Genomic DNA, 26846 nt, shown 5'->3' on the forward strand with positions numbered 1-26846 from the left:
CTTTTTATTATCCCGTAATAGCGGGGCGCTGTGCGCACATTCCTCCTCCTGGGAGGGGTTTAAGGGGATTCCCCTGACCTATATCTTTGCGTAAACTCTTTTTTTATGAATTATGTTTTTGATTTGTCCCGGCCCGTTGTTGTTGGTTCCGATCACGCGGGTTTTGAATATAAATCCATGATTATTGAAATGCTGCAAAACAAAGGGCTGAGCGTAAAAGATGTAGGTGCTTACAGCAAAGATTCGGTTGACTACCCCGACTTTGCTCACCCCGTGGCGGCCGCTGTTGAAAACGGCGAGGCAGCCTTTGGCGTTTTAATTTGCGGCAGCGGCAACGGCGTGGCCATTACGGCCAACAAATACCCGAACGTTCGGGCCGGTCTTTGCTGGAACAACGAAGTAGCCGGCCTCATTCGCCAACACAACAACGCCAATGTGATTTGTTTGCCTGCCCGCTTTGTTTCGCCGCCAGCAGCCGAAGAGATGGTGAACATTTTTCTTTCCACCGAATTTGAAGGCGGCCGCCACGGGACAAGAGTGGCTAAGATTGCCTGCGCATGATTAATGTGAAACGTGAGAAGATAGAACTGAAACCGTAAAGTCTTCTACTTCATAGTTCACTTCTGTCTCACGTTTAACGTTTGACGTCTCACGTTTTCACTTTCACGTTTCGCTTGTTTTCCGTTTAACAATTTACTTTCCGCAGTATTTGCAGAGATGGGATATTTTCATTCCTTAAAAACTATACATTACATGAAGAGAGTTCTCACCGCATTGTTTACAAGCGGCGTGGTTTGTGTTTTCGCACAGAGTGGCCCCAAGCCCGATGCGTACGCAAAAACCATCAGTGCCGCAGACATGAAAAAGCATTTGTACACCTTGGCTTCGCCCGAAATGGAAGGCCGCGAAACCGGCACGGAAGGCCAGCGAAAGGCTGCGGCTTACATTGAAAACTATGTGAAATCGCTTGGCCTGCAACCGGGCAACGGCAGCAGCTATCAGATGCCGTATAATTTGTATCAAGACAGTTTGATAAGCGCTGCATTGGAAGTGAACGGGAAAGCCTTTGAGCTAAACAAAGATTTTGCGGCCAGCCCCGGCGGCCCCCAAAGTATCTACCGGCTTAGCGAAGTAACCTTGATTGGTACAGGCGCAACGGACTCGTTAAAGTCAGCGGATCTTGCCGGTAAAGCGGTGATGATTGTGGGCACCATCTCGCAAAATTTCTTTGCGCAACTGAACCGGAAATCACCCGCTGTGGTTTTGACCGTGAGTGCAAATTTTCCGCGAACGGGAACTGCGAACAACAGGGGCCGTCAAGGCATTCATGCATTCAAAGCTTCGGTTGATCCGGTGTTCTTTCAGGTATCGGAAGCGGTTGCGAGAGCCATCGCCGGCGATAAGTATGATGCGGTGAAAGCATCATCATCTTCTGTTCAAAAAGCAAAAACAGAATTGTTGTTGGATACAAAGAAAGCAACGGTTGTATTGCCTGCAAGCGATGTGATAGCCTTCTTGCCCGGCACCGATTTAAAAGATCAATACCTCGTGTTCAGTGCGCATTACGATCACTTGGGAATGCGCAACGGTGTTCTTTTTCCGGGTGCTGATGATGATGGGTCAGGGACTGTTGGTGTTTTGGAAATTGCCGAAGCTTTTGCAAAAGCAGCGAAAGAAGGCAAGGGCCCGCGCCGCTCAATTGTGTTTCTGTGGAACAGCGGCGAAGAAAAAGGATTGCTGGGAAGTGAATGGTACACCGATCATCCCGTTTATCCGCTTGACAAAACAACGGCCGATTTAAACATTGACATGATTGGAAGAAGTGATCCGGATCGCAAACCGGACACACTGAACTATGTGTACGTTGTGGGCGATGATAAACTGAGTTCTGATTTGAAGCCCATTTCGGAAAGCATCAACAACAAATACACGAAGCTGCAACTGGATTACAAGTACAACGATCCAAACGACAAAGAAAGAATCTACTTCCGCAGCGATCATTACAACTTTGCCCGTTACGGCGTGCCCATTATTTTTTATTATGACGGTATGTTGCGTCCCGATTATCACAAGCCAAGCGACACGCCTGACAAGATTAATTACGACCTGATGCAGAAACGTGCGCAGTTGGTTTTTTACACCGGCTGGGAAATGGCCAACCGCGATGCCATGCTGAAGCGGGACATACCGCTGAACGTGCCCACCGGTTTTTAATAAATCGAAACGCTTCAATTTTTTTGAAGCGTTTTTTTATGGCCCGACGTTAAACCTTTTAAAAGGGTTGCGTTCTATGGATGCGTAAGATGATTGAATTAACAAAAAAACTTCGTTATGAAAACTACAATGAAAGTATTGCTGCTAAGCGCAGCAACGGTATTTTTTACCTCGGTAAACGCACAAACAAAGCACCGTGAAATAAGGCACGACCTGCGTGAAATTCACCGCGACAACAAAGACATTCACCAGGACAAAAGAGACCGGCATCAGGATAGGAAAGATATCGCGGCCGATAAGAAAGACATTCATCAAGATGTAAAAGAATTAAAAGCCGATAAGAAAGCCGGCAACACCGCCGAACTCAAAGACGATAGAAAAGACATTCGTCAAGACAGAAAAGATTTGATCGCCGATAAAAAAGACATCCGGCAGGATACCCGGGACACTCGCCAGGACAAACGCGAACGCCGTCAAGACGCAAAGGACTTGAAAAAAGACCTACACTAAGAAAGCAGAACGACCCTAACAAACAAGGCTTCCAACGGAAGCCTTGTTTGTTTAGCAGGCAGCAAACAATTAGTGATTTCTGTCTTTCATCTGAACAACTGCTTATTTGTTTTGAAACCCTGCCCGCAGCAAGCAAGGAGCGGGGTTTGTTTTTTTGATTGTTTATCTTTGAGTCAACATGTCAAGCGCAGTTAAGATATTGCCTTATTACACGTACGAAGATTATGTGCAATGGGAAGGACGCTGGGAACTGATTGATGGAATACCGTATGCGATGAGCCCGGCACCTACACCAAAACATCAAATGATCGCCAATACGCTGGGTGCACTTTTTTATTTGGCGCTAAAGAATTGCAAGCACTGCAAAGCCTATCAGTTCGTTGATTTCAAAATTGCCGAACATACCATTGTTCAACCTGACATTTCCATCCTTTGCCGACCCACCACAAAGAAGTTTGTTGACTTTCCACCTTCATTGGTAGTGGAAATTCTTTCTACATCAACCGCGTTAAAAGACCGTCACGCAAAATCTACATTGTACCGGCAGCAGGATATTCCTTTTTATCTTATCGTTTCAACCGATACAGAAGAAACGGAAGTATATGTTTTGGAAAACGGCGAGTACGTTCTCAAACAAAAAGGCAAGGAGTTTCAATACAGCTTTCAATTTGAAGAAGGCTGCGAAGCAACTATTGACTTCGCCGAAATCTGGAAATAAAAAATGACCTCAACAGAGGTCATTTTTTATTTCCAGCAAATCTTCTTTCTCTACCATCCCAAGATCCACGCAAACACAAGCGGCGCTACAATCGTTGCATCGCTTTCAATGATGTATTTGGGTGTGTGAATATCCAGTTTGCCCCAGGTAATTTTTTCGTTCGGGTGCGCACCGGAATAAGAACCGTACGACGTCGTTGAATCGCTTATCTGGCAGAAATAACTCCAGAACGGAATCTCGTGCATCTCCAAATCCTGGTACATCATCGGCACCACACAAATGGGAAAATCACCGGCAATACCGCCGCCGATTTGAAAAAAGCCGATGCCTTTCCCGCCGCTGTTGTCCTTGTAATAATTGGCCAGCCACACCATGTATTCAATGCCACTCTTCATCGTACTGGCATTGATCTCTCCTTTGTACACATACGATGCAAAGATGTTTCCCATCGTGCTGTCTTCCCATCCGCCTACAACAATGGGTAAGTTTTTTTCCGCCGCCGCAATCATCCAACTGTGCTTCGGGTCAATTTGATAATCACCCTTCATTACTTCGCTCAACAAAAGCTTGTACATAAACTCGTGCGGAAAATAACGTTCGCCTTTGTCGTTCGCTTCTTTCCAAATTTTATGAATGTGCGTCTGAATTTTCCGGAATGCTTCTTCTTCGGGAATGCAAGTATCGGTTACGCGGTTCAATCCTCTCTCCAACAAATCCCATTCTTGTTGCGGCGTTAAATCACGCCAGTTGGGGATGCGTTCATAATGGTTGTGCGCCACCAGGTTCATGATGTCTTCTTCCAGGTTTGCGCCGGTGCAAGAGATGATGTGAATCTTGTCCTGGCGAATCATTTCTGCGAGTGAAATCCCTAACTCTGCCGTGCTCATGGCGCCGGCCAGCGTTACCATCATTTTTCCGCCTTCCAGCAAATGCTGTTCGTAGCCTTTGGCTCCATCTACCAATGCAGCGGAGTTAAAATGGCGGTAATGGTGCTCTATAAATTGCGAAACGGGTCCTTTGTTCATAGCCAATCATTTTAGGCGGCAAATGTAGGCCAAAAAAAATCCCGCTTCCGTTCGCCTTAAGCGAACTTCCGCGGGACGTTTTACACACCAAAACTTCTTTGTTTGTGAGACAGGCGTGAACTTATGTTTGAAAGACTGCACGGTTCACGTTTCGCTTCTCACGTCTCACGCATCTCAGCTTTTGTTCTGCTTTTGGTACACGTTCCAATCGCTTGCGTTTGCTGACTTCAGCGTGATTTTGGTATCGCCGTTTTCAACGGTAACGTAATACGATACGCCGTTTTCGTTGCTCAGTTCAAACAGGTCGGAGATCCAGTACTTCTCGTACGACGCTTTCAATTTTGTTTGCAGCGTTACCGGCAACTGATACGAATTAATGTTGCGTGTAACGGCTACCAAAGAAGCGTTGTCGTCGTAATACGCAGTAACGTATTGTTCGTTCACCACGAAATCGGCTTTGTAATAATCGCCGGACGTTTTCCATTTTACGTCCGATGCGTTTTTGAATGCCGAATGAAAAGAGGCTAATACAGCAGCGGATACATTCACGTCATCCGAGGCCTGGGCCTTTGTGTTTACCAGTGACAAGACACTGATTAAGGTTACCAATAAAAATTTCATAACGTTGGTTTTAGAAGTTTTAAATTTTGTTTTTGTCGTATGGTTAATGTGACGGAACAAAAGTAAAATTGGTTACAGGGCAGGTCAAGCGAATTGTGAGGAATGGACAAGGCTGTTAAGCATCTTAACACGACCTTGAAAAAAAGTTAAGGTGCACCAACTGTATATTTAGTGTGATGAATTACCTCGCCCATGCGTATCTGTCGTTTAACGAGCCGCACATTTTGGTGGGAAATATGATTTCGGATTTTGTAAAAGGAAGGCAGAAATCTTTATATGCGGCAAGCGTTCAAAAGGGAATTCAGTTGCACCGCTTCATTGACGCCTTCACCGACGATCATCCCGTTACCGCAAAAGCCAAGCAAATCTTCCGGCCACAGTATCGTTTGTACAGCGGACCAATCATGGACGTTGTGTACGATCATTTTCTGGCAAGCGATGAAAATGTTTTTCCCAATGATTCGCTTCTTTCCTTCACCCACGGTGTCTACCAAACATTGGAAGAAGAAACGATTCACCTGCCACAACGTTTTTTGCCTGTGCTCACGTACATGAAGATGGAAAACTGGCTTTATCATTACCGCACCACCGACGGCATTTACAAAAGCCTGCGCGGATTAATAAGACGGGCCGCTTTTATCAGCGACAGTCAGCCGGCCCTTGAGTTGTTGCTGAAACATTACGACGAGTTGCGGAATTATTACGAAGAATTCTTTCCCGCTGTTAAACAAACGACAAAACAAAAACTCGCCGAACTTCTCGCCTGATTTTTTCTGTACTAAAACGCTTGCCCGCAATACATTTGCGGCTAAATATCCTGCGTATGAACAAACTTTTTTTTCTCTGTAGTCTCGCCTTTGCGCAAGTTTGTTTTGCGCAAACATCCGTTACGAACGTTATGCCCGCAACCACCGCATCGCCTTCCGTAAAGTTGCCGCAATTAGACAAGTCGCCGATGGATATGGCTTATTACCCCGACAATTACCCGGTGCTGAAAATTCAGGATAAAGTAACGGAGCCTTTGGTGGCAAGAGTGGTTTACAGCCGTCCGCAAAAAGAAGGAAGAGTGATTTTTGGCGGACTGATTGAGTACGGAAAAGTATGGCGGCTGGGTGCGAACGAAGCAACGGAAATTGAACTCTATCGCGATGTAAAGATTAAAGACAAGAAATTGTCGAAGGGACGTTACACGCTTTATGCGCTGCCTACCGAAACGCAATGGACCATCATCTTCAACAAGGACCTTGACACTTGGGGCGCCTTTAAATACGATGAAAAGAAAGACGTTTTGCGGGTAGATGTGCCGGTGCAAAAGAACAGTCCGGCAACCGAAGCTTTTACAATTGTATTCACCAAATCCGCTACCGGCGCCGACATGCTGATGGCTTGGGACGAAGCGAAGGTGACGCTTCCGTTCACGTTTAAATAAACACGTCTAACATAGCAACCCTGCCCTTGCAGGGTTTTTTTAATGCACACAAGATGACGCTACGTCAACGAATTTTAAAGCTGGTTTATCCGCTTTTTCTTTTGGCAAGACGAAACACGGCCAAAGTGCACTTAATTCAAGGCAAGCCGGTTGTACCGCCGGTTTCGTTTTACTCGCTTTCAGTCACTTTGAACAACGGCAAGGAGTTCTCGTTTAATAATTTGAGAGGAAAGAAAGTATTGCTGGTAAACACAGCCAGCGACTGCGGTTACACGCCGCAGTACGCCGAACTCCAAAAATTGTATCAACATTCAAAAGAAGACTTGGAGATCATCGCCTTTCCGGCAAACGATTTTAAAGAGCAGGAGAAAGGCAGCGACGAAGAGATTGCGAAGTTTTGTTCGGTTAATTACGGCGTTAGTTTTCCACTAGCGAAGAAAACGATGGTTGTGAAAAACGAAGCGCAGCATCCGGTGTTCCGCTGGCTTACGTCAAAAGAAAAAAACGGCTGGAACGACCGGCTGCCTTCGTGGAATTTTGCCAAATACCTTGTGAACGAAGAAGGAGTACTCACACATTGTTTCGAACCCGCTGTTTCGCCACTGAGCACCGAAATCATTGCCGCCATCCATGCGTGATGCGGAACGGCTTTTGCGTAAATTCATCGCATGACAAGCAGCGACTGGATCGGAACGGTAGGCGTATTTCTCATTTTGGTAGCGTATTTCTGCAGCACCTTTGGTTGGATGTCGTCGCAAAGCAAAATCTTTTTCGCCCTGAACACAATCGGCGCAGCCATGACTTGCTTTGCCTCTTACCTGATTCGTTACTGGCCGTTCTGCGTGCTGGAAGGAACGTGGGCAATCGTTTCCCTTATTGGCTGGATTAAAGCAAAAGAATGAACGTGTATTTCATCAGCGGGCTTGGCGCCGACAGGCGAGCGTTTGAACGGATACAATTGCCGCCGGAATTTTCCGTTCATTACCTTGATTGGATTGCACCACACAAGGCTGAATCGCTGGAAGATTACGCGGTGCGGTTAGGCAATGGCATTGATACGTCAAAACCCTTCGCGCTTGTGGGCTTGTCCATGGGCGGCATGATTGCTTCGGTGCTTTCGCAAAAACTTCATCCGCAAAAAACAATTCTGATTTCAAGTGTAGCTTGCGTAGCGGAGTTTCCGAAGCTTTTCAAATTTGCCCGCCACGTTCCGCTTTACAAGATTGTACCGCTGTGGCTCTTGCGCAAACCCAATCTGCTGGTGCATTGGATGTTTGGCGCACGGTCAAAGAATGAAAAGCGGTTGATGGATTATATCATTACCAACACACAACCGGCTTTTGTACGCTGGGCAATGCACGCCATCATTCGCTGGGGCCAAAAAGAACGGCCGAAAAATCTTTTTCACATTCACGGCAGCGCTGATAAAATTCTACCGGTTAAATACACCAAAGCCGATTGCATCATTGACCGTGGCTCGCATTTCATGGTGTGGACAAGAGCTGGCGAAGTGTCCAGGCGATTGGCAGATGTCTTGTCGTCAACACATTCACTTTCCCATTAGCTGCCGCCTAATTTCTTACTTTTGTCCCCTTATTATCATTATGAAAATTCACAAAGAAGGATTCAGAACCATCGTCATCAGCACCTTCGTTGCGGCGGCGATCATTGTGTTAACGGTATTGCTGGTGATGCCTGCTTATCCCATCCTCGGCTGGATTACGGTGATGGCAATTTTAGGCTTGCTGGTTTTTATTCTTTCGTTCTTTCGCATACCTGCCCGTGATTATTCTGATGGCGAAGACGTCATCGTTGCACCCTGCGACGGCACGGTGGTGGTGATTGAAGAAGTGCAGGCCGACGAATATTTTAAAGACCGCCGTTTGCAGCTTTCCATTTTTATGAGCCCGCTGAACGTACACGTAAACCGCAACCCGGTGAGCGGCGAGGTGATGTACAGCGAATATCACAAAGGAAAATACTTAGTGGCCTGGCATCCAAAATCATCCACGGAAAACGAACGCCATTCGGTTGTTTACAAATCGGGCGGAAAAGAATTGCTGGTAAAGCAAATTGCCGGCGCATTGGCCAAGCGCATTGTCAACTACTTAAAGCCCGGCGACAACGTAAAGCAGGCCGAAGAAATGGGCTTCATCAAATTTGGTTCAAGGGTTGATTTGCTCCTGCCCATCGGCACCAAAATCGAAGTGAACATGAACCAGAAAGTAAAAGGCGGCGTAACTGTGCTGGCGCGGTGGTGAGAGAGGTGAAAAAGTAGAAGATAAAAAATAAAAGGCGTGTTTTACTTGGTATACGTTATTTCTGTGCAGTCTATTTTCGAAGCAATGTAAAGCAGTTGCTTCCACGCTTTACTGTTTTTAAAAAAAGTGATGGGTTTGTATTGATTTGGTTGATGTGTAAAGAGCCATCCATCAAATTGTGAAAGTCCGTAGTAGCCGCTCAATTCAATTTTACCATCTTTAATTACCGCAATGATTGCCGTAAATCCTTCTATGAAGGGCGATTTTGCAGCGAATGTTCTTAGTGTGTCCATGTTCCCATCTTCCCGAACAATGTAATCACATTTACCAAGCGCATATTTCACCTGCCAGTATAGCGAATCCGTTTTCTTTGGGATCAGATTTATTTTGGTGTCTTCGTTTTGCTGGGCAGATGCGATGAACGGCAGAAATAGAAGTAGGGTATACAACTTTTTCATGTCTCAAGGTTACGCTTTTACTCTAACATTTTATGAGGGGCCATGTTTGTGCATCAAAAAATTTTTCTATCTTAATAGTCTAAACGATGGGTTATGAAAAAATACCTACTCATTTTCCTGGCTTTGCTCTTAACCGCGGCCGTCGTAACCGCCACTGTTTTAAACAGCAATAAAAGGCCAACCAAAAGCACGAACGGCAAATGCAACGCAAAAACCGAATGCAGTGCCAAAGGCTCGCACTGTCCTTTCTCTAGCGTTGCTTGCTATTAAAGAAAATCCCGCCGCCGGCGGGGTTTTTTATAAAAAGTCTTTCAGTTCTTTTAAATGGTAAACCGTATAGGTTGGCTCTACTTCTTGTTCGGCATGATGATAATTTACGTGCACCGCATCCATGCCCACGCCCAAGGCGCCCAACACATCCACGTCAACCGCATCGCCAATCATCAGGCTTTCTTCTACCCTTGCTCCCGTTTTGTTTAGTGCGTATTCAAAAATTTCTTTTTGCGGCTTCAAACTGTTGCTGCCTTCCGAGGTGACCACCACTTTAAAAAATTCATCAAGCCCCGAACTTTTCAACTTGCTGTGCTGCACTTCGTCAAAGCCGTTGGTGATGATGTGCAGGCCGTAGCTTTTTTCACGCAGGTATTGCAGCACTTCTTTCGTATCGGGAAAAAGAAGCGTTCGCGTAGGAAGCAGTTGCAAAAACAGTTCGTTCATTTGTTTGGCCAGGGCTTCATCGGCAATCTTAAAGTCAAGCAATGCCAGCCACATTCTTTTCAGCCGCAGTTCATCTTGCTTGATCTGGCCGGCCCGGTATTTGGCCCAAAGGTTTTCGTTGTGTACAAGATAATTCCGGTAAAAGGCATCAAAATCGTGAATGCCTTTTTCGGGCAGATTCAAATCAACGTGAAGCTGCATGAGCGAAGCTCTGGCGTTGGCATCAAAGTCCCAAAGCGTGTGATCAAGGTCGAAGAAGAGATGCTTGTATTTCATTGAAGGGCAAAAGTCAAAATTCAAAAGTAAAAAGAAGACCAGTAAACTGTGGAGAAGTTTTAAATTTTGACTTTTTACTTTTGATTTGTTTATACAAAACCAGAAACCGAATGAATGCCGTCATCACCGGAGCATCGCGTGGCATTGGAAAAGCCCTGGCCGAAATTTTTGCCCTGCACGGCTACAATCTTTTTCTCTGTTCCAAAACCGAAAGTCATCTTTTGCAAACCATCGAAGAATTAAAAACAAAGTTTCCTGCCGTAAGCGTTGACGGCAAGGCACTCGACATCGGCCAAAAAGAAAAAGCAATCCTGTTCAGTGAATGGGTGCTGAACAATGCCGATTCGATTGATGTGCTTATCAACAACACCGGCACGTTTATTCAAGGCAATGTTTCCGACGAACCCGACGGTGCGCTGGAAGAAATGCTGAACGTAAACCTCTTCAGTGCTTATCACACCACGCGAACCTTGTTGCCAAAAATGAAAGCGCAAAAAAGCGGTCACATTTTCACCATGTGCTCCATCGCAAGTTTGGCGGCGTATCTCGGCGGCGGTGCTTACAGCATCAGCAAGTTTGCCTTGCTGGGCTTCGCCAAAAACCTTCGTGCGGAGTTAAAAGAACACGGCATAAAAGTCACGGCCGTTATTCCCGGCGCGGTTTATACCGATTCGTGGAAAGGCAGCGGTATTTTGGAACAACGCATCATGCAAGCAGACGATGTGGCAAAGATGATTTTTGCCGCCACACAACTTTCGCCGCAGGCCGTTGTGGAAGACATTGTGCTAAGGCCGCAACTGGGCGATTTATGAGGCATAAAACAGTGTGCGGCAGTAAAAGAGTTTCTATAAACAGTTTATGGGCCAAGGGTTCATTAGTCTATTAAGCTTTTCTTGCGTCGCACTCGTGTACGTCCTTATCGCTATTCACCATCTCTTGCGTAACTCGCCATAAAAGCGGTCGCTTTTGTTTGATGGCATCATTTGAGTCCTTCTTCCTTTTCATTGAGCGAGAAAGAACAACGTTTAGTTCAACTGCCTCGCCAAAACAACGGCCTGCTTAAAACTTTTCTTCTTCCCTTGCAGGTTAAAAATCTCGGTAAGCACAACGTACGTACCGATGGATAGTTTGGTGTGGTTCTCGCCAAGACCATCCCAAATCCAACTTCCTTTTAAACCGAGTAAATCATTTTTTACCAATTGCCTTACCAATCGTCCACTTGCGTCAAAGATGAAAACGTTGGCAACGTATCCAGGTTCTTCTACTTTGTAATTGACGTCGGCAATGTCATCACGGCCATCGTTATCCGGCGAAAATATTTTGGGTGAAACGTCTATCGTTGCTTTTACGTCTTCTGGCCGTTTGTATTGTGAGTTCTTATACGTCGGTGTCCCGTAGCCAGCGGTTGCCGCCGCCGAGTGCCAGTTGTTTTTGCTTTGCGAAGCGGCACCGGGGTCAATTCTTTCCAATGCAACGCCTTCATCATCGTTGATTAAACCAAACTGCCAATCCTTGTTATAAACCACTTCGTCAACGATGGTTCCGTTCAGGTCTATCAAAACAACGTTGCCTTTGTCATCGGGATAAGACGGAAGGGAAGAAAGCTGCAACAAAGCGTCTTCGTTCTTTACAAAGTATTGGCCTTTCAAAACCGAAGCATCTTCCGTTACAACAAGATAATCATCCGGAAAAAGATAGAACGGGTCTTCGCTTATTTTCTTTAACGATGCAACTAGGCCGCCACTGCTTCTGTTGGCAACGTAAAGTTTTGAAGCGTCAATAATTTTTTTGCTGCGGTTGTAAACTTCAACGTAATCGCTGCCGGGTGATTTTGGGTTGAAAAGAATTTCGTTTATCACTGCATCGTTTGAAATTGGTGTTTGCGGTAAACCAATCCTTGTTTTGTTATAAGCACCGATGGCGTTGCCTTTGCAATCGGTAACGTTGGATGCGGTTATCGTGTAAATCGTTGATGGTTGCAAGGGTGAATTCAGTTTTAGTTGTACCGCGTTGAATTGCGATGCAACGCTTAAAGCCGAAGCAATGCTTAATCCATTAATGGAATAATTTGAAACCGCTGCACCCGACGAGCTATCAAGCGGTTCGTTAAACAACAAAACAATATTCAAACTATCCGGGGTATATGCTCTTTTCAGTTGCGGCGGTGTTGCATCGGTGTTTGTTCCGTTTACCGAATTAGTTTTTCCCGGCGTGCCACCCAAATTGTTGATGCTTGCTTTCCAGTTTTCTTTTCCGCCGCAGGGATTTTTTGCGTCAATCATTTCCAAACTCCAGCCGCCGTCTTTCTTTGCTTCGTTGCCGTACCAATCGCTTGTGTAGGCTACGCAATGAATGACTTTGTTCTGCGGCGAACGGAGTGTGAGCACATCGCCTTCATTGTCCAGAGAGGGAAAGGAAGCAACGCCGATTGTCCTTCCATAAACGGAAAACGCAGCCACATTGCTGTTGCTGCAAAGAACCACGACGCTGTCGGGTTGTAAAACAAACGAAGCGGTAATTGTAGCCGTACTTGTTGCGTCGCTTAATTTCCATCCACTCAAATTAAAAGCGGTAGACGAAACATTTCTAATCTCGATGTATTCTGCGTTTGGCAGGCCAACCACCGGCGTCGGGTCAGCCATAATTTCGGTGATGACCATATCATAACGGGCGGCGGTTTGCGCCTTTGCGCAAAGGCAACCGCACAGCAAAAGCAGCAGCAGGTTAGTTTTGGACATGATACGAATCTAAAAATTTTTTACACGGAAACGAAAGAACAGGATGCACCGAAAAGTTTTTGCAATTATATTCGCTTCGCAATGCAAAAAAGTAAACAGACCAAACGCACAAAGAAACAATTCCTCAGAAGGGAAGGTGTGTAACGTTTGGTACGTTCAAAATAAATTACAGGCCTTCCCCAACCGGAAGGCTTTTTTGTTAAACAGTCAAACCATCAAACGTCAAAAAATGAAAGTTGCAGTCGTTGGTGCCACCGGTCTTGTGGGCACAAAAATGTTACAGGTTCTTGCCGAAAGAAATTTTCCTGTTGATGAACTCATTCCCGTTGCTTCCGAAAAATCGGTGGGCAAGGAGGTGGAGTTTAAAGGAAAAAAATACAAGGTCGTAAGTATGCAGGATGCCATTGCGCTGAAACCCGCCGTGGCTTTGTTTTCTGCCGGTGGCAGCACCTCGCTTGAGTGGGCGCCGAAATTTGCCGAAGCCGGCATTACGGTGATTGACAATTCTTCCGCCTGGCGCATGGACCCGGCAAAACCTTTGGTTGTTCCGGAAGTAAATGCGAACGTCTTATCTGCTGATGACAAGATCATTGCCAATCCAAATTGCTCGACTATTCAAATGGTAGTGGCGCTACAACCGCTGCACAAAAAATACGGCATCAAACGCGTGGTGGTTTCTACTTATCAAAGTGTAACCGGCACGGGCAAAAAAGCCGTTGACCAATTGAACAACGAACGCGATGGCAAGGAAGGAGAGATGGCCTACAAGTATCCAATTGACTTGAACGTGATTCCGCAAATCGATGTCTTCCTCGACAACGGCTACACCAAAGAGGAAATGAAAATGGTGAATGAAACCAAAAAAATCATGGGCGATGATTCCATTCGCGTCACCTCAACCACCGTTCGCATTCCCGTTGTTGGTGGCCACAGCGAAAGCGTGAACATTGAGTTTGAGGCCGATTTCGATTTAGCCGAAGTAAAGCAACTCTTAAGCGAAGCACCCGGCATTGTTGTGCAAGACGAACCTTCGCAACAACTTTATCCCATGCCTTTGTGGGCGCACGAAAAAGACGAAGTTTTTGTCGGAAGAATTCGCCGCGACGAAACACAACCCAACACGCTCAACATGTGGATCGTGAGCGACAACCTTCGCAAAGGCGCCGCTACCAACGCTGTGCAGATTGCAGAGTATTTGTTAGAGAAAGGCATTCTACAAAAAGAAGCGGAGTTGAGCGCAGCGATTAGTTGAATGGTTGAACGGTTGATTGGTTGATTAGTAAGCAGCCTGCATTTCTAATCAACCAATCAACTAATCAACAAACACAGTGCTCACCGCAATGGCTTCATTCGCGTTCAGGTCTTCTTCTACCTGCTTCAACTTCATGCGAATGGCTTGCACCGGCGCTTTGCCCAGCGGCAACCGCAGCGCTTTGTTCTCGCTGTACACGTAATCAACAATGGCCTTTGCTGCCTTCACAGGGTCGCCTTCCTGCTTGCCGTTCATGTCGTTCACGTACTTGTAAGTGTTGCCTACCGGCGAGCTTTGATAGGCTTCAATTTTTTGTGCGGCGGCTTTCATTGAACCGGCTAAAAACTCCGTGCGAAAAGGGCCCGGTTCAACAATGGTTACTTTGATGCCAAACGGTGCAACTTCCAGTGCCAATGCTTCGCTGAAGCCTTCCAGTGCAAACTTGCTGGCGTTGTATAACCCAAAACCCGCACCGGCTCTAAAGCCTGCCTGTGAAGAAATCTGCACAATGTGTCCCGATCCTTGTTGACGCATGATGGGCAGCGCGGCTTTCGTCATTGCAATCGCACCAAAGAAATTTGTTTCCATCTGTGCTCTTATCTCTTCCATCGAAAATTCTTCAATGGCGCCCAGCGTTCCGTAGCCGGCGTTGTTTACCAATACGTCTATTCGTCCAAATTTTTCAATTGTCTGCTGCAAGGCGGCAGGAACTTTTTCTGTTTGCGTCACATCCAGTACAACACCAATGCCCTTACCGCCGTGTTGTTGCGAGAATTCATTTGCCTGTTCTTCTTTGCGAAAAGTGGCGGCAAGCTTGTCGCCTTTTTCGATGATCGCTTTTGCCAGTTCTGCGCCAAAGCCGCTTGAGGCGCCCGTGATAAACCAAACCTTTGCCATAATCTTATTTTGTTTGATAAACGATTGACGAAGCCGAAAGTTTAAGCTGCCGCAAGATTTGTTCCGAAGTACGCCGGTTAAACCTTCGATAATCTATGCAACCGTTCGGTTAATGAATGCAAGCAACGGTTGCAGGGCTTCAAAAGCCGCAACCGTTTTTTTGTGCAGCGAAGCTTTGGTAAGTTCTTCGTCGGTAATCTTTGTTTCGGCGATGAAGCTTTTCAGTCTTAAATAGTCAACAGCAGGGTTGTCTTTTTCGTAACCTTTGGGTGTAGTGCTTAAGCTTACATCGCTGCCCTTGTAAACGTCACCGTAAATTTTTTTGAAGTCCTTTTTTTTCACTATTGACTGAAACTCTTCCCAATTGTAATCAATCTCTTGCCGCAAACCTTTTAGCGCAGGTGATTCGGGTTGCCACAAGCCGCCACCAATAAAACTTTGTCCTCCTGGTTCGCAATGAAAATAATAACCCGCAAACGGCGACTTTCTTCCACTGCGTTTGATGCTGGCGCCAAAGTGAGATTTGTACGGCGTCTTGTCGTTGGAGAAACGAATGTCGCGGTTGATGCGAAAGATGCAATCGCGTGCTGTTAATCCCGTGATGGTTGTATCGTTTTTCTGCACGGCATCAATCACCAATTGAATGAAGTTAGAGAAATCAATCCGTGCGGCTTCGTACTGCGCACGGTGCGCATCAAACCAGGACTTGTTGTTGTTCTTCTTTAACTGTGATAAAAATTTCAGCGTCTGCGGTTCCAGCATGATTGGTTTGGCGTTTACGGTTTGTTGTTTGTGGTTGGGGTGTTTGTGCAAGATACCAACAGAGCGCAAACCTTTTCTGTTGAATCAAATCTTGAACAACAAAAGTTTGTTTGTAACTACAAACCACAAACCGTAAACCCTTCCGCCGCTTATCTTTGGCGCTTTACGATTGCCATGATTCACTTTCACCCTTTGCGTGTAAAAAAAGTTGAGAAGGAAACCGATGATTGTGTGTCCATTGAGTTTGACGTACCGGCCGAATTGCAGGAAACGTTTCGTTTTAAGCAGGGACAAAATCTCACGATAAAAAAATGGCTCAACGGCGAAGAACTGCGCCGCAATTATTCCATCTGCACAAGTCCGTTTGACAACAAATTAAAAGTGGCGGTAAAGAAAGCGGAAGGCGGTTTGTTCTCCACCTTTGCCAATGATGAATTGAAAGCCGGCGACGTTTTGGACGTGCTTCCACCCACGGGAAAGTTTTACACGGATCTGCATCCTTCAAACAAAAAATCCTACGTGGCCTTTGCAGCGGGCAGCGGCATTACACCCGTTCTTTCCATCGTTAAAACAACGCTGCTCACGGAACCACAAAGCAATTTTGCATTGGTGTACGGCAACCGCACCAAGAGCAACATCATCTTTAAAGAAGAACTGGAGGCGTTGAAAGATAAGTTCATCGATCGCTTGCGCGTCTATCATATTTTAAGCCGTGAAAAAACCGACGCCGAATTGAATTACGGACGGATTGATGTACCCAAACTCGAACTGGTATTCAGTAAAGTAATTGACGCAAAAGCCTGCGACGAGTTTTTTCTCTGCGGCCCGGAAGAAATGATTTTTTGCATCAAAGGCTATTTGGAAGGCCGGGGCATTGCACCGGATAAAATTCACTTCGAACTCTTCACCGTGCCCGGACAAAAACAATCGGCAATCAGTAATCAACAATCGGCCATTGAAGACAAAAGTGCAAAAGCAAAAATCAGCGTAAAAGTTGACGGCATTTTATTCGACTTTGATTTGGCTTATGAAAGTGAAAGCATTTTGGATGCTGCTTTAAAGCAAGGTGCCGACCTTCCGTATGCCTGCAAAGGCGGTGTGTGCACTACATGTAAGGCAAAGCTTGTGGAAGGCGAAGTTTCAATGGACGTTAATTGGGGTTTGGAGCCAGAGGAAGTTGCGCAAGGCTATGTACTTACATGCCAGTCGCATCCAAAAACTGAAAAAGTTGTTGTTGACTTTGATGCAAAATAAAAGAGCCGCAAACGCAGCTCTCTTCCCAAAAGCAAAAAATGTATTAAGCGGTCGGCCTTGTTGGTTCATCCGTCGTAGGCTTAGAAACTGTTGTCGTCGTTCCGGTAACGTTCGTGGTTGTTGTGTTGGTGGAATGCATTTTTCTTTCCAGGTCTCCTTTCAAACTATCGAAGCCGCTTTGCAGGCTTGCGCCGGCAGTGCGAAACATAAAGGCAAAGGCGATGATGGCAAGCGAAGCAATCAAAGCACCATAAAAACCAATCCCTAATAATCCGGAACTTGCCGCATCAAAAAAGTTTATCACCATGATCAGCGCAGCTACACCACCGGCTATCAGGGCAATCATCCAGTTGGTTTGATTGAGGCTGGTGGTTTGATCGCCCATCAGCACAAGTGCGCCGGCTGCCACAAAACAGAGAAACACAAAAATACCCGAACCGTGCATTCCGCTAACGGAAAAACCGAGAAAAGACACCCATGGTAAAAACATGGAAATGACGCCGACAGCCGCCGCTATCAGGATCATTTTTCGTTGTTTGCTCATTGTTTGAAAGTTCATGGTAAAAAATTTACAAGTAAGTTACACAGAAGATGCGGGCCTGACAAAATCCTTTTTTACCGCGGCTTTTCGCTGAAATCTCATCTTGAACCTTAACCTTAATCTAACCGGCCCTTGCTTATTTTTACAGCTTAAAGCTTGCTATATGCCCGTTCAGAACATGGAAAAAATCTTCCAGGATAAAATTGATGCGGAGGTACGCATCGAGCCTAAAGACTGGATGCCGGAGAAGTACCGGCAAACGCTTATCCGGCAAATCTCCCAGCACGCACACAGCGAAATTGTAGGCATGTTGCCCGAAGGCAATTGGATCAGCCGGGCGCCTTCGTTAAAACGCAAACAAATTCTTATTGCCAAAGTACAGGACGAAGCCGGCCACGGCCTCTATCTCTACAGCGCTGCCGAAACCCTCGGCATTAGCCGCGACGAAATGATTGAACAATTGCACAGCGGCAAGGCCAAATATTCGTCCATCTTCAATTACCCAACATTAACCTGGGCCGACATGGGCGTGATTGGCTGGCTGGTTGACGGTGCCGCCATCATGAACCAGGTACCGCTTTGCCGCACCAGTTACGGGCCGTACAGCCGCGCCATGATTCGCGTTTGCAAAGAAGAAAGTTTTCACCAACGACAAGGTTTCGAAAGCCTTGTTGTATTAAGCAAAGGCAGCGAAGAACAAAGAGCAATGGTGCAGGACGCAATTGACCGTTGGTGGTGGCCATCATTAATGATGTTTGGTCCGCACGACAGCGAAAGCACCAACACCGAAGCAAGCATGAAGTGGAAGATAAAACGCTTCGGCAACGACGAATTGCGCCAGCGTTTTGTGGACATGTGCACCGAGCAAGTGAAGTTGCTGAACATGACCTTGCCAGACCCGGATTTAAAGTGGAACGAAGAGCGGCAGCATTACGATTTTGGAAAAATCAATTGGGAAGAATTCTGGAACGTGGTAAGCGGCAACGGCCCTTGCAACAAACAACGCCTGGACGCACGACGCAAAGCCTGGGAAGAAGGTGGCTGGGTACGCGAAGCCGCGAAGGCTCATGCAGAAAAAAGAGCGGTGCGGAGTAAGAGGGAAGCGGCGTAATTTTTTGAATCAGACGTTCAACCATCCATTAAACTTTCGTTGCGTCGCACTCTTGTACATTCTGTAATTCTATTCAGCATTAATTGAAATATCGAAGATGAAACTCTTTACTAAATTCTACTACGGCGACTACGGTGACAAGGAAGCCCCAACCGGCGGCGGCATTTCAAATGCTCCAAAAAATGAATGGCCTTTGTGGGAAGTTTTTATTCGCAGCAAGCAAGGCCTCGACCACAAACACGTTGGCAGCCTTCATGCAGCAGATGCGCAGATGGCCATTGAAAACGCAAGAGACGTTTACACGCGGCGACTTGAAGGCGTAAGCATTTGGGTGGTGGAAAGCAAACACGTTCACGCATCAAATCCCGACGAAGCCGAAAGTTTTTACGAGCCTGCGGCCGACAAAGTTTATCGTCATCCGACTTTTTACGATTTGCCCGACGAAGTAAAACACATGTAACCGCGGATTGCCGGGATTTTAAAACGATTAGCAGGATTGCTTTAACCAATCAACCCCTCAACTTGTCAACCCCTCAACTTTTTTTATACAACCTTCATCTTGCGGACAATGCGCTGATGCTTGCCCAGCGCAACAGCGAATGGACGGGCCATGGTCCTGTGCTGGAACAAGACATTGCCATCACTAATATTTCGCTTGACCTTTTGGGGCAGGCCAGAAACTTTTATCAATACGCCGCATCACTTTACAACGGCTTTGATAACGACGAGAAAAAAGCCGTTGATCAATACGTTCCGCGTCTTTGGAAAACCTACAACCGCGAATTGGAGGAAGACGATCTTGCTTTCCTTCGCGACGAACATCAATACCTCAATTTGCTCATCGCCGAATTGCCAAAAGGCGATTGGGCTTTTAGCGTTCTGCGGCAGTTTTTTTTCAGCGTTTTTCAATTCCATCAATACCAGCAACTGCAACAAAACAACGATGCGCAACTGGCAGCCATTGCGGAAAAATCAATCAAGGAAGTTGCTTATCACTTACGCTGGAGTGGCGAGTGGGTGATTCGTTTGGGCGATGGAACGGACGAAAGCAACCGGCGCATAAAAAACGTACTCGCAGATCTCTGGCCCTTTACCGGTGAGATGTTTGTGGGAGCAACATTTGAAGCAATAAATGTTTCATTGTTAAAAGAAGCATGGCTGCAAAAAGTGCAAGCCGTGTTTATCGAAGCAACGTTAGAAATGCCCGCAGCAAAATGGTTTCAATCGGGCGGTAAAGAAGGCCGCCATACCGAACATTTAGGGTATTTACTTGCCGAGATGCAATGCCTGCAACGCACCTATCCAAACGTTACCTGGTAAGTTCATGCTGCGGTTTACGAAAGAAAATTTTGTTGCGCTTTGCGATAAGCTAAGTGCAAACGACATGCGTCTGAACAGCATCGTTTCCGAATACGGTTACCCGCCGCTTTGGACAAGACCAAACACATTTGAAACGCTTGTTCTTACCATTCTTGAACAGCAGGTTTCACTCGCATCAGCTTATGCGGCCTACAAAAAGCTGAAAGAACGACTTGGAAAAATCACGCCGCAAGGCTTGCTTTCCTTAAGCGATAAAGACTTAAGAAGCTGCTATTTCAGTCGCCAGAAAATTGTGTACACACGAGGCTTAGCAGAGACCATCGTTGCAAAGAAAATCAACCTGAAAGCTTTTGAAACAAAAGAAGACGCAGTCATTCGCAAAGAACTGACAGCCTTAAAAGGAATTGGCAACTGGACTGTTGATATTTACCTGCTCCATGCACTTCAACACGCAGATGTTTTTCCGGTTGGTGATTTGGCTTTAGTAAACGCAGTAAAAATGATAACGGGGCAATCGTTCACAAAAGAAGAAATTATGGCAATGGCCGAAACCTGGAAGCCCTATCGTTCCATTGCCACCATGATTCTTTGGCATTATTACATTAAAAAGAAAAACATCAAACTGCTCCATTGATCAAAAAACAAGGGTTTGGATAGATTGAAAAGATTTTGACAGAAACAAAAGAGCCGTTCATTACTGAACGACTCTTTCTTTATAAAGGCTATCCTGTTTCTTGCTAATCCTACTAATTCCCAAATTATGGTTTAAGGCTACATGTACAATCCGCCGTCCACGCTCAACACTTGCCCGGTCATATAGGCGCTCATATCACTTGCAAGAAACAGCGTAACATTCGCAATGTCTTCCGCGGTACCAAAGCGGCCCAGCGGAATGCCTGCTTTGTATTTGTCTGCCTGCTCACCTTCTTTGAGGTAAGAGGTCATGTCCGTTTCCACAAAGCCCGGCGCAATGGCATTGCAGCGAACGTTGCGTGAACCCAATTCTTTTGCAACCGATTTTGTAAAACCCAAAATGCCGGCCTTTGAAGCGGCGTAACTTCCTTGTCCTGCGTTGCCCATCAAACCAATTACGGAACTCATGTTGACGATGCTGCCACTCTTTGCTTTCATCATCGGCCGAATGACTTGCTTGGTCATGTTGAATACACTTTTCAAATTTATGTTCATCACATCATCCCAGCTTTCCGGCGTCATGCGCAGCAATAGATTGTCTTTTGAAATGCCTGCGTTGTTCACGCAAACGTCTACCGAGCCAAACTCTTTCACCACGTCGTTTACGAAGCTTTCGCATTGCGAAAATTCACCGGCATTGCTGCGGTAGGCTTTTGCTTTTACGCCATGGCCGGCCAATTTTTCTTCCAGTGATTTTGCTTTGTCTGCACTGCTTTCGCTAACGTAAGTAAACGCGATGTTTGCGCCGTGTTCGGCCAGTTTCAGGGCAATGCCTTCGCCGATGCCGCGGGCCGCGCCGGTTACGATGACAACTTTATTTTCGAGAAGTCTCATGTTGGTTTGATTTTAAACGTTCGCAAAGTAATGGATTCGGTTTGTATCAGTCCTGCGAAGCCGATACAAACCGTTTAACGTCTTCCAGTGTTGTCCGGTCGTTGCTTAACCGCGGTACTTTATGTTGCCCGCCCAATTTGCCTTTGTGCGCCAGCCATGCAGTGAACGTTCCCTTTTGTACGGTCTTTACTTCGGGCATGCGCAGCGCAATGTCTTTGTAGCGCTTGGCTTCGTAATCGCTGTTAATGCTTTTGAGTGCGGCGTCTAACTCGTAAATGAATTGGGGCAAATTTTCGGGCGCCTTGTCAAATTCTATCAGCCATTCGTGTGCGCCGTTGCCCTCTTCGGAAAAATAAATGGGTGCAGCGGTGTAATCGTTTACAACTGCGCCGGTTTTTTTACAAGCCGATGCAATGGCTGTGTCGGTATTGTCCACAATCACTTCCTCACCAAAGGCATTCATAAAGTGCTTGATGCGGCCGGATACTTTTATGCGAAAAGGAGCCAGCGATGTGAATTGAATTGTATCGCCCAGCAGGTAACGCCACAAGCCGCCGTTGGTGGTGATGACGGGTGCGTAATTTTTTCCAACTTCCACTTCGTTCAACTGAATCGTTTGCGGCGCTTCTTTGTCAAACTCGTTCACCGGCATGAACTCGTAAAAAATGCCGTGATCGCACATGAGCAACATGCCGTCTTCAGCCAAATCATCCTGCGCCGCAAAAAAACCTTCCGATGCGTTGTACATCTCCATATAATTGATGGGCGCACCAATTAATTTTTCAAACTGCTGCCGGTAAGGAACAAAGCTTACGCCGCCGTGCATGTACAACTCAAGGCTCGGCCACACTTCTTTAACGGTTTGCTTGCCGGTGATTTCCAAAATGCGTTTAAGCAAAACAATCAGCCACGTGGGCACACCGGCCATCGAGGTTACGTTCTCGTTTATGGTTGATTGCGCCAGCGCTTCAATCTTTGTTTCCCATTCGTCCATTAACGCAATGGATAAATCCGGTGTGCGAATCCAGTTGCTCCAAAACGGAGAGTTCTGCAAAACCACGGCGCTTAAATCGCCGTACTGAATCTCTTCGTTGAATTGATTGATTTGATGACTGCCGCCGATGACAAGCCCTTTGCCGGTGAGCAAATCGCTTTCGGGATGCGAAACGTAGTACAGCGACAGCACATCTTTTGACGCTTTGTAATGATTGTCTTTTAAGCTTTCCTCGCTAACGGGAATGAACTTGCTTTTGTCGCTTGTGGTTCCGCTGCTTTTGGCAAACCAGGTGATGGGCGTGTTCCATAAAATGTTTTCTTCGCCGCGCATCATGCGTTCAATGTAGCCTTTGAGGCTATCGTAGGTTTGAACGGGAATGGTTTTCTTGTAATCACTCAGCGATTGAATTTGCGAGAAATGAAAGCAACGGCCAAACTCGGTGTACTGGCCCGCGGCCAAGAGATCTTGCCACACATGGTGCTGTGCTTTTACGGGGTCAATTGTCCATTGTTCAATAGACCACAATCGCAAGCGTGCAAAGCGTGATATAGCAGGAGAGAGAAGTTTCATTTGACGCGGGCAAGATAGGAGAAAATGAGGAGTCAGGAGTTAGAAGAGACTTACACCATCAGTCACCAAGCAAATAGCGTAACGCTTCACTTCTTAAATTTCGAATGGTCGGAACCAATTGAAATCCGCAGGAACTGTTTTAATAAACTATGAGAAGCAATCTCCAATGATTGTTTGATTTCCAGATACCAAACTCCTGTCTCCTGTATTCTGTCTCCTGACTCCTCATTTCGGCAGCGTCGTCCAATTATATCCATCCCGGGCAATCAACGCTTCCGCGTCTTCAGGGCCCCAGGTGCCGGGTGTATAATTCGGAAAATCAACCGGCGGACGGGTTTGCCAGGCTTCCAGAATGGGTTGAATAATTTCCCAGGCTTTCTCCACCTGGTCGGCACGCATGAATAAGGTCGGGTTGCCTTCAATCACGTCTTCCAACAACGTTTCATAAGCTTCCGGCGCATTGTCGCCGTAAGCATCGGTGTAGCTAAACACCATGTCTACTGGCTGCAGGATCATTTGCGGGCCGGGCTGTTTTGCCTGGAAGCGCAGGCGAATGTCCATCTGCGGCTGAATGGAAATAATCAGGCGGTTGGGCCGCCAGGTTTCGCCGGCTTCCGGTGGAAAGGCATAATCGGGTGCTGGCTTAAATTCAATCACAATCAGGCTGCTTTTTGATTGCATGGCTTTGCCGGTGCGCACAAAAAACGGGATGCCGCGCCAGCGCCAGTTGTCCACGTAAAATTTTACGGCCGCAAAGGTTTCGACGGGTGAGTTGGGAGCCACACCTTTTTCGTTGCGGTAGGCAATGATTTCCTTGCCGTGAATCCAACCTTCGCCGTACTGGCCGCGAACGGCATTCTTGTGCACCTCGTCTTTTCGCCAGCGGCGAATGGCTTTGAGTACATCGAGTTTTTTGTTGCGGATTTCGTCGGCGGCAAACGATACCGGCGCTTCCATGGCAATCATGCACACCAGTTGAAGAATGTGGTTCTGCACCATGTCGCGCAGGGCGCCGGCACCTTCGTAATACGAACCGCGGCTTTCAATGCCGATATCCTCGGCGGCGGTGATTTGCACGTGGTCAATGTAATTGCAATTCCAAAGCGGTTCAAACAGGGCATTGGCAAAACGGAGCGCCAAAATGTTTTGAACGGTTTCTTTTCCGAGGTAATGATCAATGCGGTAGATCTGCCGCTCTTCAAACATTTCGCCCAACTTGATGTTTAATGCTCTCGCACTTTCCAAATCGTGGCCGAAAGGTTTTTCAAACACCATGCGGCTGTGCGCTGCATCGGCAGTAAGGCCGTGTTCGTAAAGCTTGGTGGCAATCATCGGCGCCAGTTGCGGCGCTACCGACATGTAAAACATCACAACGGCCTTTGCGTTCCATTCCTTTTCTTTCTCTGCAATCTTGTTGCTTATTTCCTGGTAAGTGTCGTCTTTTTCCAGGTCGGCTTTGATGTAATCAATGTGCGGCGAAAAAACTTTCCACGTTTCATCCAATGCTTCTTTGCGCCGGCTGAACGAAGCAATGCCGCCTTTGAGATAATCAATGTATTGGTCTTCGCTGTACTCGCTGCGGCCGATGCCGTAGATGTAAAAATTATCGGGCAGGTATTTGTCTATGTAGAGATTGTATAGCGCCGGGACAAGCTTGCGGTAGGCGAGGTCGCCGCTGCCGCCGAAGATGAAGATGATGGTTGGTTCTCTCTTGGTTTCCGTGGTCATGCGTAGTGAGTTGACAGGTTGATAAGTTGATAGGTTGATAAATTAAAGCCGCCTAAAGCTTCCCTCGCAGATAAGTAATGTAGCCGTTCAGCAAGCGTTCAATTTCGTCATATTTCTGTTTGTGAAAAGACAGTTGGTCTTGTGTAATGTATTTGGCGTCGAAGGCATCAATTAAATGATTCAAGGTTTCGCTCAACGAGCCTCTGGCCTGAACGCAAAAGTGAAGCTGGTCTTTATAGGTAAAACGGCCATGTCCTTCGGCAATGTTTGCATTGATAGAGCGTGCTGACCTGATGAGTTGATCGCTTAATCTGCGCTTCTCATCCAGTGGAAAAGTTTTTGCTAACGACTCCAATTCTTTTTTAAATTCTCTCGCCTTTTTCCAGACATCTAGGTCGGTAAAAGGTTGATGTGGTTTTTGCTCCATGTACAGAGTTTTGAAGTATGGTCAGCGTTGCATTACTTGTCAACTTATTAACCTATCAACTTATCAACCGCCCTCGTGCCACTCCGTATGAAACACGCCTTCTTTGTCTATACGCTGATACGTGTGCGCACCAAAAAAATCACGCTGCGCTTGAATCAAATTTGTGGGAAGCCGTTCGCTGCAATAGGCGTCAAAATAAGCCAGCGCACTGCTCATGGCTGCTACCGGAATTCTTGCGTTGATGGTAAGCGAAATTATTCTTCGCAACGCCGCTTCTTTGCTTTTTAAAATTTCGGCAATGGTTGGGTGAAGCAAAACATTTTCCAACGTTGCATTAGCCGCAAAGGCTTTGTCAAACTGGTAAAGCAACGATGAACGAATGATGCAGCCGCCTTTCCAGATTTGCACCACATCGGGCAGCGGAATGTCAAACTTGTAATCAACCGATGCCTTCGCCAACAAGCTCAAGCCTTGTGCATAAGCAATCAGGAAGGTGAAGTACAAAGCATCTTCCAAATCCTGAATCAATTCTGCCGAAGGCGAATTTATTTTTCCAATTTCGGGCTGATAAAGCTTGCTGGCTTCAACGCGTTGATTTTTGTAAACCGAAAGGTCACGCAAGGCTACAGCCATATCTATAGTTGGAATGGAAACCGGCAAATCCATCGCGTCTTGCGAGGTCCATTTGCCGGTGCCTTTCGAGCCTGCTTTGTCCAGAATGTGGTCAACGAGATAATCGGTTCCGTCCTCGGTTTCCGTGTCCAGCGTGCGAAAAACTTCGGCGGTAATCTCAATCAAAAACGATTGCAAGCTGTCCGCGTTCCATTTTAAAAAAATGGTGTGCAAATCATCGTTTGTATAACCGGCGCCGCGTTTCATCAAATCATAGGCTTCGCTGATTAACTGCATCATGGCGTATTCAATGCCGTTGTGCGTCATCTTTACGTAATGGCCGGCGGGACCGTTTCCCATATAAGCCACACATGGCTTGCCGTCGGCTTTGGCGGCAATGGCTTCTAAAATTGGCTTCAAATATTGATACGCTTCCTTGTCACCGCCAGGCATCATGCTCGGGCCAAAGCGTGCACCGGCTTCGCCGCCCGACACGCCCATGCCGAAAAAGTGAATGCCTTTGGGTTGCAGGTAATCAACGCGTTTTTGCGTGTCTTTGTAATAGCTGTTGCCGCCGTCAATCACAATGTCATCTTTCTCCAAATGCGGAAGCAGGTTGTTGATCACGTCGTCCACCGGCTTGCCTGCGGGCACAAGCATCATAATCTTTCGCGGCTTCTTTAAAGCCCTTACCATTTCTTCAACGTTGGTGGTGCCTTTTACGGTTGTGCCTTTGGTTGCCGAGGCTTCCAGTTTGTCGGCACGCTCCTGCTTTAAATCAAAGCCGATGGCGGCATAGCCTTTATCGGCCATGTTCAACAAAAGATTGCTGCCCATTACGCCAATGCCGATCATCCCGAAATCAAATTGCGCTTCCATGT

At 46.6% G+C, this 26846-nt stretch carries 30 protein-coding genes; 17 read left to right on the forward strand and 13 right to left on the reverse strand.

Annotation, left to right across the window (positions count from 1 at the left end):
* Positions 1-105 precede the first annotated feature (105 nt).
* The 4 genes from rpiB to FSB75_RS17710 all read left to right on the forward strand — a co-directional run bounded on the left by rpiB (position 106) and on the right by FSB75_RS17710 (position 3442).
* Entirely contained in the window at positions 106-561 is a 456-nt protein-coding gene (rpiB, locus tag FSB75_RS17695; RefSeq protein WP_146790210.1) for a ribose 5-phosphate isomerase B, read from the forward strand.
* A 192-nt stretch (positions 562-753) separates the two neighbouring features.
* On the forward strand, positions 754-2214 hold the full coding sequence (locus FSB75_RS17700) for a M28 family peptidase (RefSeq protein WP_172623208.1): 1461 nt from the start codon (positions 754-756) through the stop codon (positions 2212-2214).
* A gap of 117 nt (positions 2215-2331) precedes the next feature.
* Positions 2332-2724, forward strand: a complete 393-nt coding sequence (locus FSB75_RS17705; RefSeq protein WP_146790214.1) for a hypothetical protein — start codon at positions 2332-2334, stop codon at positions 2722-2724.
* Between the two features lie 178 nt (positions 2725-2902).
* On the forward strand, positions 2903-3442 hold the full coding sequence (locus FSB75_RS17710) for a Uma2 family endonuclease (protein WP_146790216.1): 540 nt from the start codon (positions 2903-2905) through the stop codon (positions 3440-3442).
* Positions 3443-3492: 50 nt separating this feature from the next.
* Here FSB75_RS17710 and FSB75_RS17715 read toward each other — a convergent pair whose 3' ends face one another.
* Together FSB75_RS17715 and FSB75_RS17720 are read right to left on the reverse strand one after the other, a co-directional pair.
* Positions 3493-4467, reverse strand: a complete 975-nt coding sequence (locus FSB75_RS17715) for a deoxyhypusine synthase family protein (protein ID WP_146790218.1) — start codon at positions 4465-4467, stop codon at positions 3493-3495.
* A gap of 174 nt (positions 4468-4641) precedes the next feature.
* Positions 4642-5088, reverse strand: coding sequence for a hypothetical protein (locus tag FSB75_RS17720; protein ID WP_146790221.1), 447 nt, complete (start codon positions 5086-5088; stop codon positions 4642-4644).
* 176 nt (positions 5089-5264) lie between these two features.
* Here FSB75_RS17720 and FSB75_RS17725 point away from each other — a divergent pair, with 176 nt between their 5' ends.
* Genes FSB75_RS17725 through FSB75_RS17750 form a run of 6 tightly spaced genes read left to right on the forward strand, consistent with a single transcriptional unit; the run spans position 5265 to position 8778 of the window.
* Positions 5265-5855: an acyl carrier protein phosphodiesterase gene (locus FSB75_RS17725; protein ID WP_146790222.1), complete on the forward strand. Its 591-nt coding sequence runs from the start codon at positions 5265-5267 to the stop codon at positions 5853-5855.
* A gap of 56 nt (positions 5856-5911) precedes the next feature.
* A complete protein-coding gene (locus tag FSB75_RS17730) occupies positions 5912-6517 on the forward strand; it encodes a DUF2911 domain-containing protein (protein ID WP_227990628.1) in 606 nt (201 codons plus the stop codon).
* 53 nt (positions 6518-6570) lie between these two features.
* Entirely contained in the window at positions 6571-7155 is a 585-nt protein-coding gene (locus tag FSB75_RS17735; protein ID WP_146790225.1) for a glutathione peroxidase, read from the forward strand.
* A 30-nt stretch (positions 7156-7185) separates the two neighbouring features.
* On the forward strand, positions 7186-7419 hold the full coding sequence (locus FSB75_RS17740) for a CBU_0592 family membrane protein (RefSeq protein ID WP_146790227.1): 234 nt from the start codon (positions 7186-7188) through the stop codon (positions 7417-7419).
* On the forward strand, positions 7416-8081 hold the full coding sequence (locus tag FSB75_RS22265; protein ID WP_262711936.1) for an alpha/beta fold hydrolase: 666 nt from the start codon (positions 7416-7418) through the stop codon (positions 8079-8081). Before FSB75_RS17740 ends, FSB75_RS22265 begins: the two co-directional genes overlap by 4 nt.
* Before the next feature lie 40 nt (positions 8082-8121).
* On the forward strand, positions 8122-8778 hold the full coding sequence (locus tag FSB75_RS17750) for a phosphatidylserine decarboxylase family protein (RefSeq protein ID WP_146790229.1): 657 nt from the start codon (positions 8122-8124) through the stop codon (positions 8776-8778).
* Between the two features lie 41 nt (positions 8779-8819).
* On the opposite strand, the gene FSB75_RS17755 is transcribed toward FSB75_RS17750, so the two are convergent.
* Positions 8820-9236 carry a hypothetical protein gene (locus FSB75_RS17755; protein WP_146790231.1) on the reverse strand — a complete coding sequence of 139 codons (417 nt, stop codon included), beginning with the start codon at positions 9234-9236 and terminating at the stop codon, positions 8820-8822.
* Between the two features lie 297 nt (positions 9237-9533).
* On the reverse strand, positions 9534-10229 hold the full coding sequence (locus FSB75_RS17760) for a YjjG family noncanonical pyrimidine nucleotidase (RefSeq protein ID WP_146790233.1): 696 nt from the start codon (positions 10227-10229) through the stop codon (positions 9534-9536).
* A 110-nt stretch (positions 10230-10339) separates the two neighbouring features.
* Between FSB75_RS17760 and FSB75_RS17765 the strand changes: the two genes are divergently transcribed.
* Positions 10340-11041 (forward strand): SDR family oxidoreductase, encoded by a 702-nt coding sequence (locus tag FSB75_RS17765; protein ID WP_146790235.1) that lies wholly within the window; start codon positions 10340-10342, stop codon positions 11039-11041.
* A 213-nt stretch (positions 11042-11254) separates the two neighbouring features.
* Here the strand turns inward: FSB75_RS17765 and FSB75_RS17770 are convergent, their stop codons facing one another.
* Complete coding sequence (locus tag FSB75_RS17770; protein WP_146790237.1) at positions 11255-12967, reverse strand: lamin tail domain-containing protein; 1713 nt, start codon at positions 12965-12967, stop codon at positions 11255-11257.
* 229 nt (positions 12968-13196) lie between these two features.
* Here FSB75_RS17770 and FSB75_RS17775 point away from each other — a divergent pair, with 229 nt between their 5' ends.
* Entirely contained in the window at positions 13197-14219 is a 1023-nt protein-coding gene (locus FSB75_RS17775) for an aspartate-semialdehyde dehydrogenase (RefSeq protein ID WP_146790239.1), read from the forward strand.
* Between the two features lie 60 nt (positions 14220-14279).
* On the opposite strand, the gene FSB75_RS17780 is transcribed toward FSB75_RS17775, so the two are convergent.
* Positions 14280-15116, reverse strand: a complete 837-nt coding sequence (locus FSB75_RS17780; protein ID WP_172623209.1) for an oxidoreductase — start codon at positions 15114-15116, stop codon at positions 14280-14282.
* Positions 15117-15209: 93 nt separating this feature from the next.
* A complete protein-coding gene (locus tag FSB75_RS17785; protein ID WP_146790244.1) occupies positions 15210-15878 on the reverse strand; it encodes a DUF2461 domain-containing protein in 669 nt (222 codons plus the stop codon).
* A gap of 174 nt (positions 15879-16052) precedes the next feature.
* Here FSB75_RS17785 and paaE point away from each other — a divergent pair, with 174 nt between their 5' ends.
* A complete protein-coding gene (gene paaE, locus FSB75_RS17790) occupies positions 16053-17132 on the forward strand; it encodes a 1,2-phenylacetyl-CoA epoxidase subunit PaaE (protein WP_146790246.1) in 1080 nt (359 codons plus the stop codon).
* 43 nt (positions 17133-17175) lie between these two features.
* Here the strand turns inward: paaE and FSB75_RS17795 are convergent, their stop codons facing one another.
* Positions 17176-17691: a hypothetical protein gene (locus tag FSB75_RS17795; protein WP_146790248.1), complete on the reverse strand. Its 516-nt coding sequence runs from the start codon at positions 17689-17691 to the stop codon at positions 17176-17178.
* Between the two features lie 145 nt (positions 17692-17836).
* On the opposite strand from FSB75_RS17795, the gene paaA reads away from it, so the two are divergent.
* From paaA to FSB75_RS17815, 4 genes are all read left to right on the forward strand, one after another.
* Entirely contained in the window at positions 17837-18784 is a 948-nt protein-coding gene (paaA, locus tag FSB75_RS17800) for a 1,2-phenylacetyl-CoA epoxidase subunit PaaA (RefSeq protein WP_146790250.1), read from the forward strand.
* Between the two features lie 97 nt (positions 18785-18881).
* Positions 18882-19244, forward strand: a complete 363-nt coding sequence (gene paaB / locus FSB75_RS17805) for a 1,2-phenylacetyl-CoA epoxidase subunit PaaB (protein WP_146790252.1) — start codon at positions 18882-18884, stop codon at positions 19242-19244.
* 62 nt (positions 19245-19306) lie between these two features.
* Positions 19307-20104, forward strand: coding sequence for a 1,2-phenylacetyl-CoA epoxidase subunit PaaC (gene paaC, locus FSB75_RS17810; RefSeq protein WP_146790254.1), 798 nt, complete (start codon positions 19307-19309; stop codon positions 20102-20104).
* 4 nt (positions 20105-20108) lie between these two features.
* Positions 20109-20738: a DNA-3-methyladenine glycosylase family protein gene (locus tag FSB75_RS17815; protein WP_146790256.1), complete on the forward strand. Its 630-nt coding sequence runs from the start codon at positions 20109-20111 to the stop codon at positions 20736-20738.
* 137 nt (positions 20739-20875) lie between these two features.
* Here FSB75_RS17815 and fabG read toward each other — a convergent pair whose 3' ends face one another.
* From fabG to gndA, 5 genes are all read right to left on the reverse strand, one after another.
* Positions 20876-21631 carry a 3-oxoacyl-[acyl-carrier-protein] reductase gene (fabG, locus tag FSB75_RS17820; RefSeq protein WP_146790258.1) on the reverse strand — a complete coding sequence of 252 codons (756 nt, stop codon included), beginning with the start codon at positions 21629-21631 and terminating at the stop codon, positions 20876-20878.
* Between the two features lie 46 nt (positions 21632-21677).
* Positions 21678-23198: a GH3 auxin-responsive promoter family protein gene (locus FSB75_RS17825; protein ID WP_146790260.1), complete on the reverse strand. Its 1521-nt coding sequence runs from the start codon at positions 23196-23198 to the stop codon at positions 21678-21680.
* 225 nt (positions 23199-23423) lie between these two features.
* Positions 23424-24926 (reverse strand): glucose-6-phosphate dehydrogenase, encoded by a 1503-nt coding sequence (gene zwf, locus FSB75_RS17830; RefSeq protein WP_146790262.1) that lies wholly within the window; start codon positions 24924-24926, stop codon positions 23424-23426.
* A 52-nt stretch (positions 24927-24978) separates the two neighbouring features.
* Positions 24979-25353, reverse strand: a complete 375-nt coding sequence (locus tag FSB75_RS17835; protein WP_146790264.1) for a four helix bundle protein — start codon at positions 25351-25353, stop codon at positions 24979-24981.
* A gap of 63 nt (positions 25354-25416) precedes the next feature.
* A complete protein-coding gene (gene gndA / locus FSB75_RS17840; protein ID WP_146790266.1) occupies positions 25417-26844 on the reverse strand; it encodes an NADP-dependent phosphogluconate dehydrogenase in 1428 nt (475 codons plus the stop codon).
* Between the last annotated feature and the right edge of the window lie 2 nt (positions 26845-26846).

Origin of the sequence: Flavisolibacter ginsenosidimutans (assembly GCF_007970805.1) — a bacterium.
In the GTDB taxonomy this organism is placed as follows: domain Bacteria; phylum Bacteroidota; class Bacteroidia; order Chitinophagales; family Chitinophagaceae; genus Flavisolibacter; species Flavisolibacter ginsenosidimutans.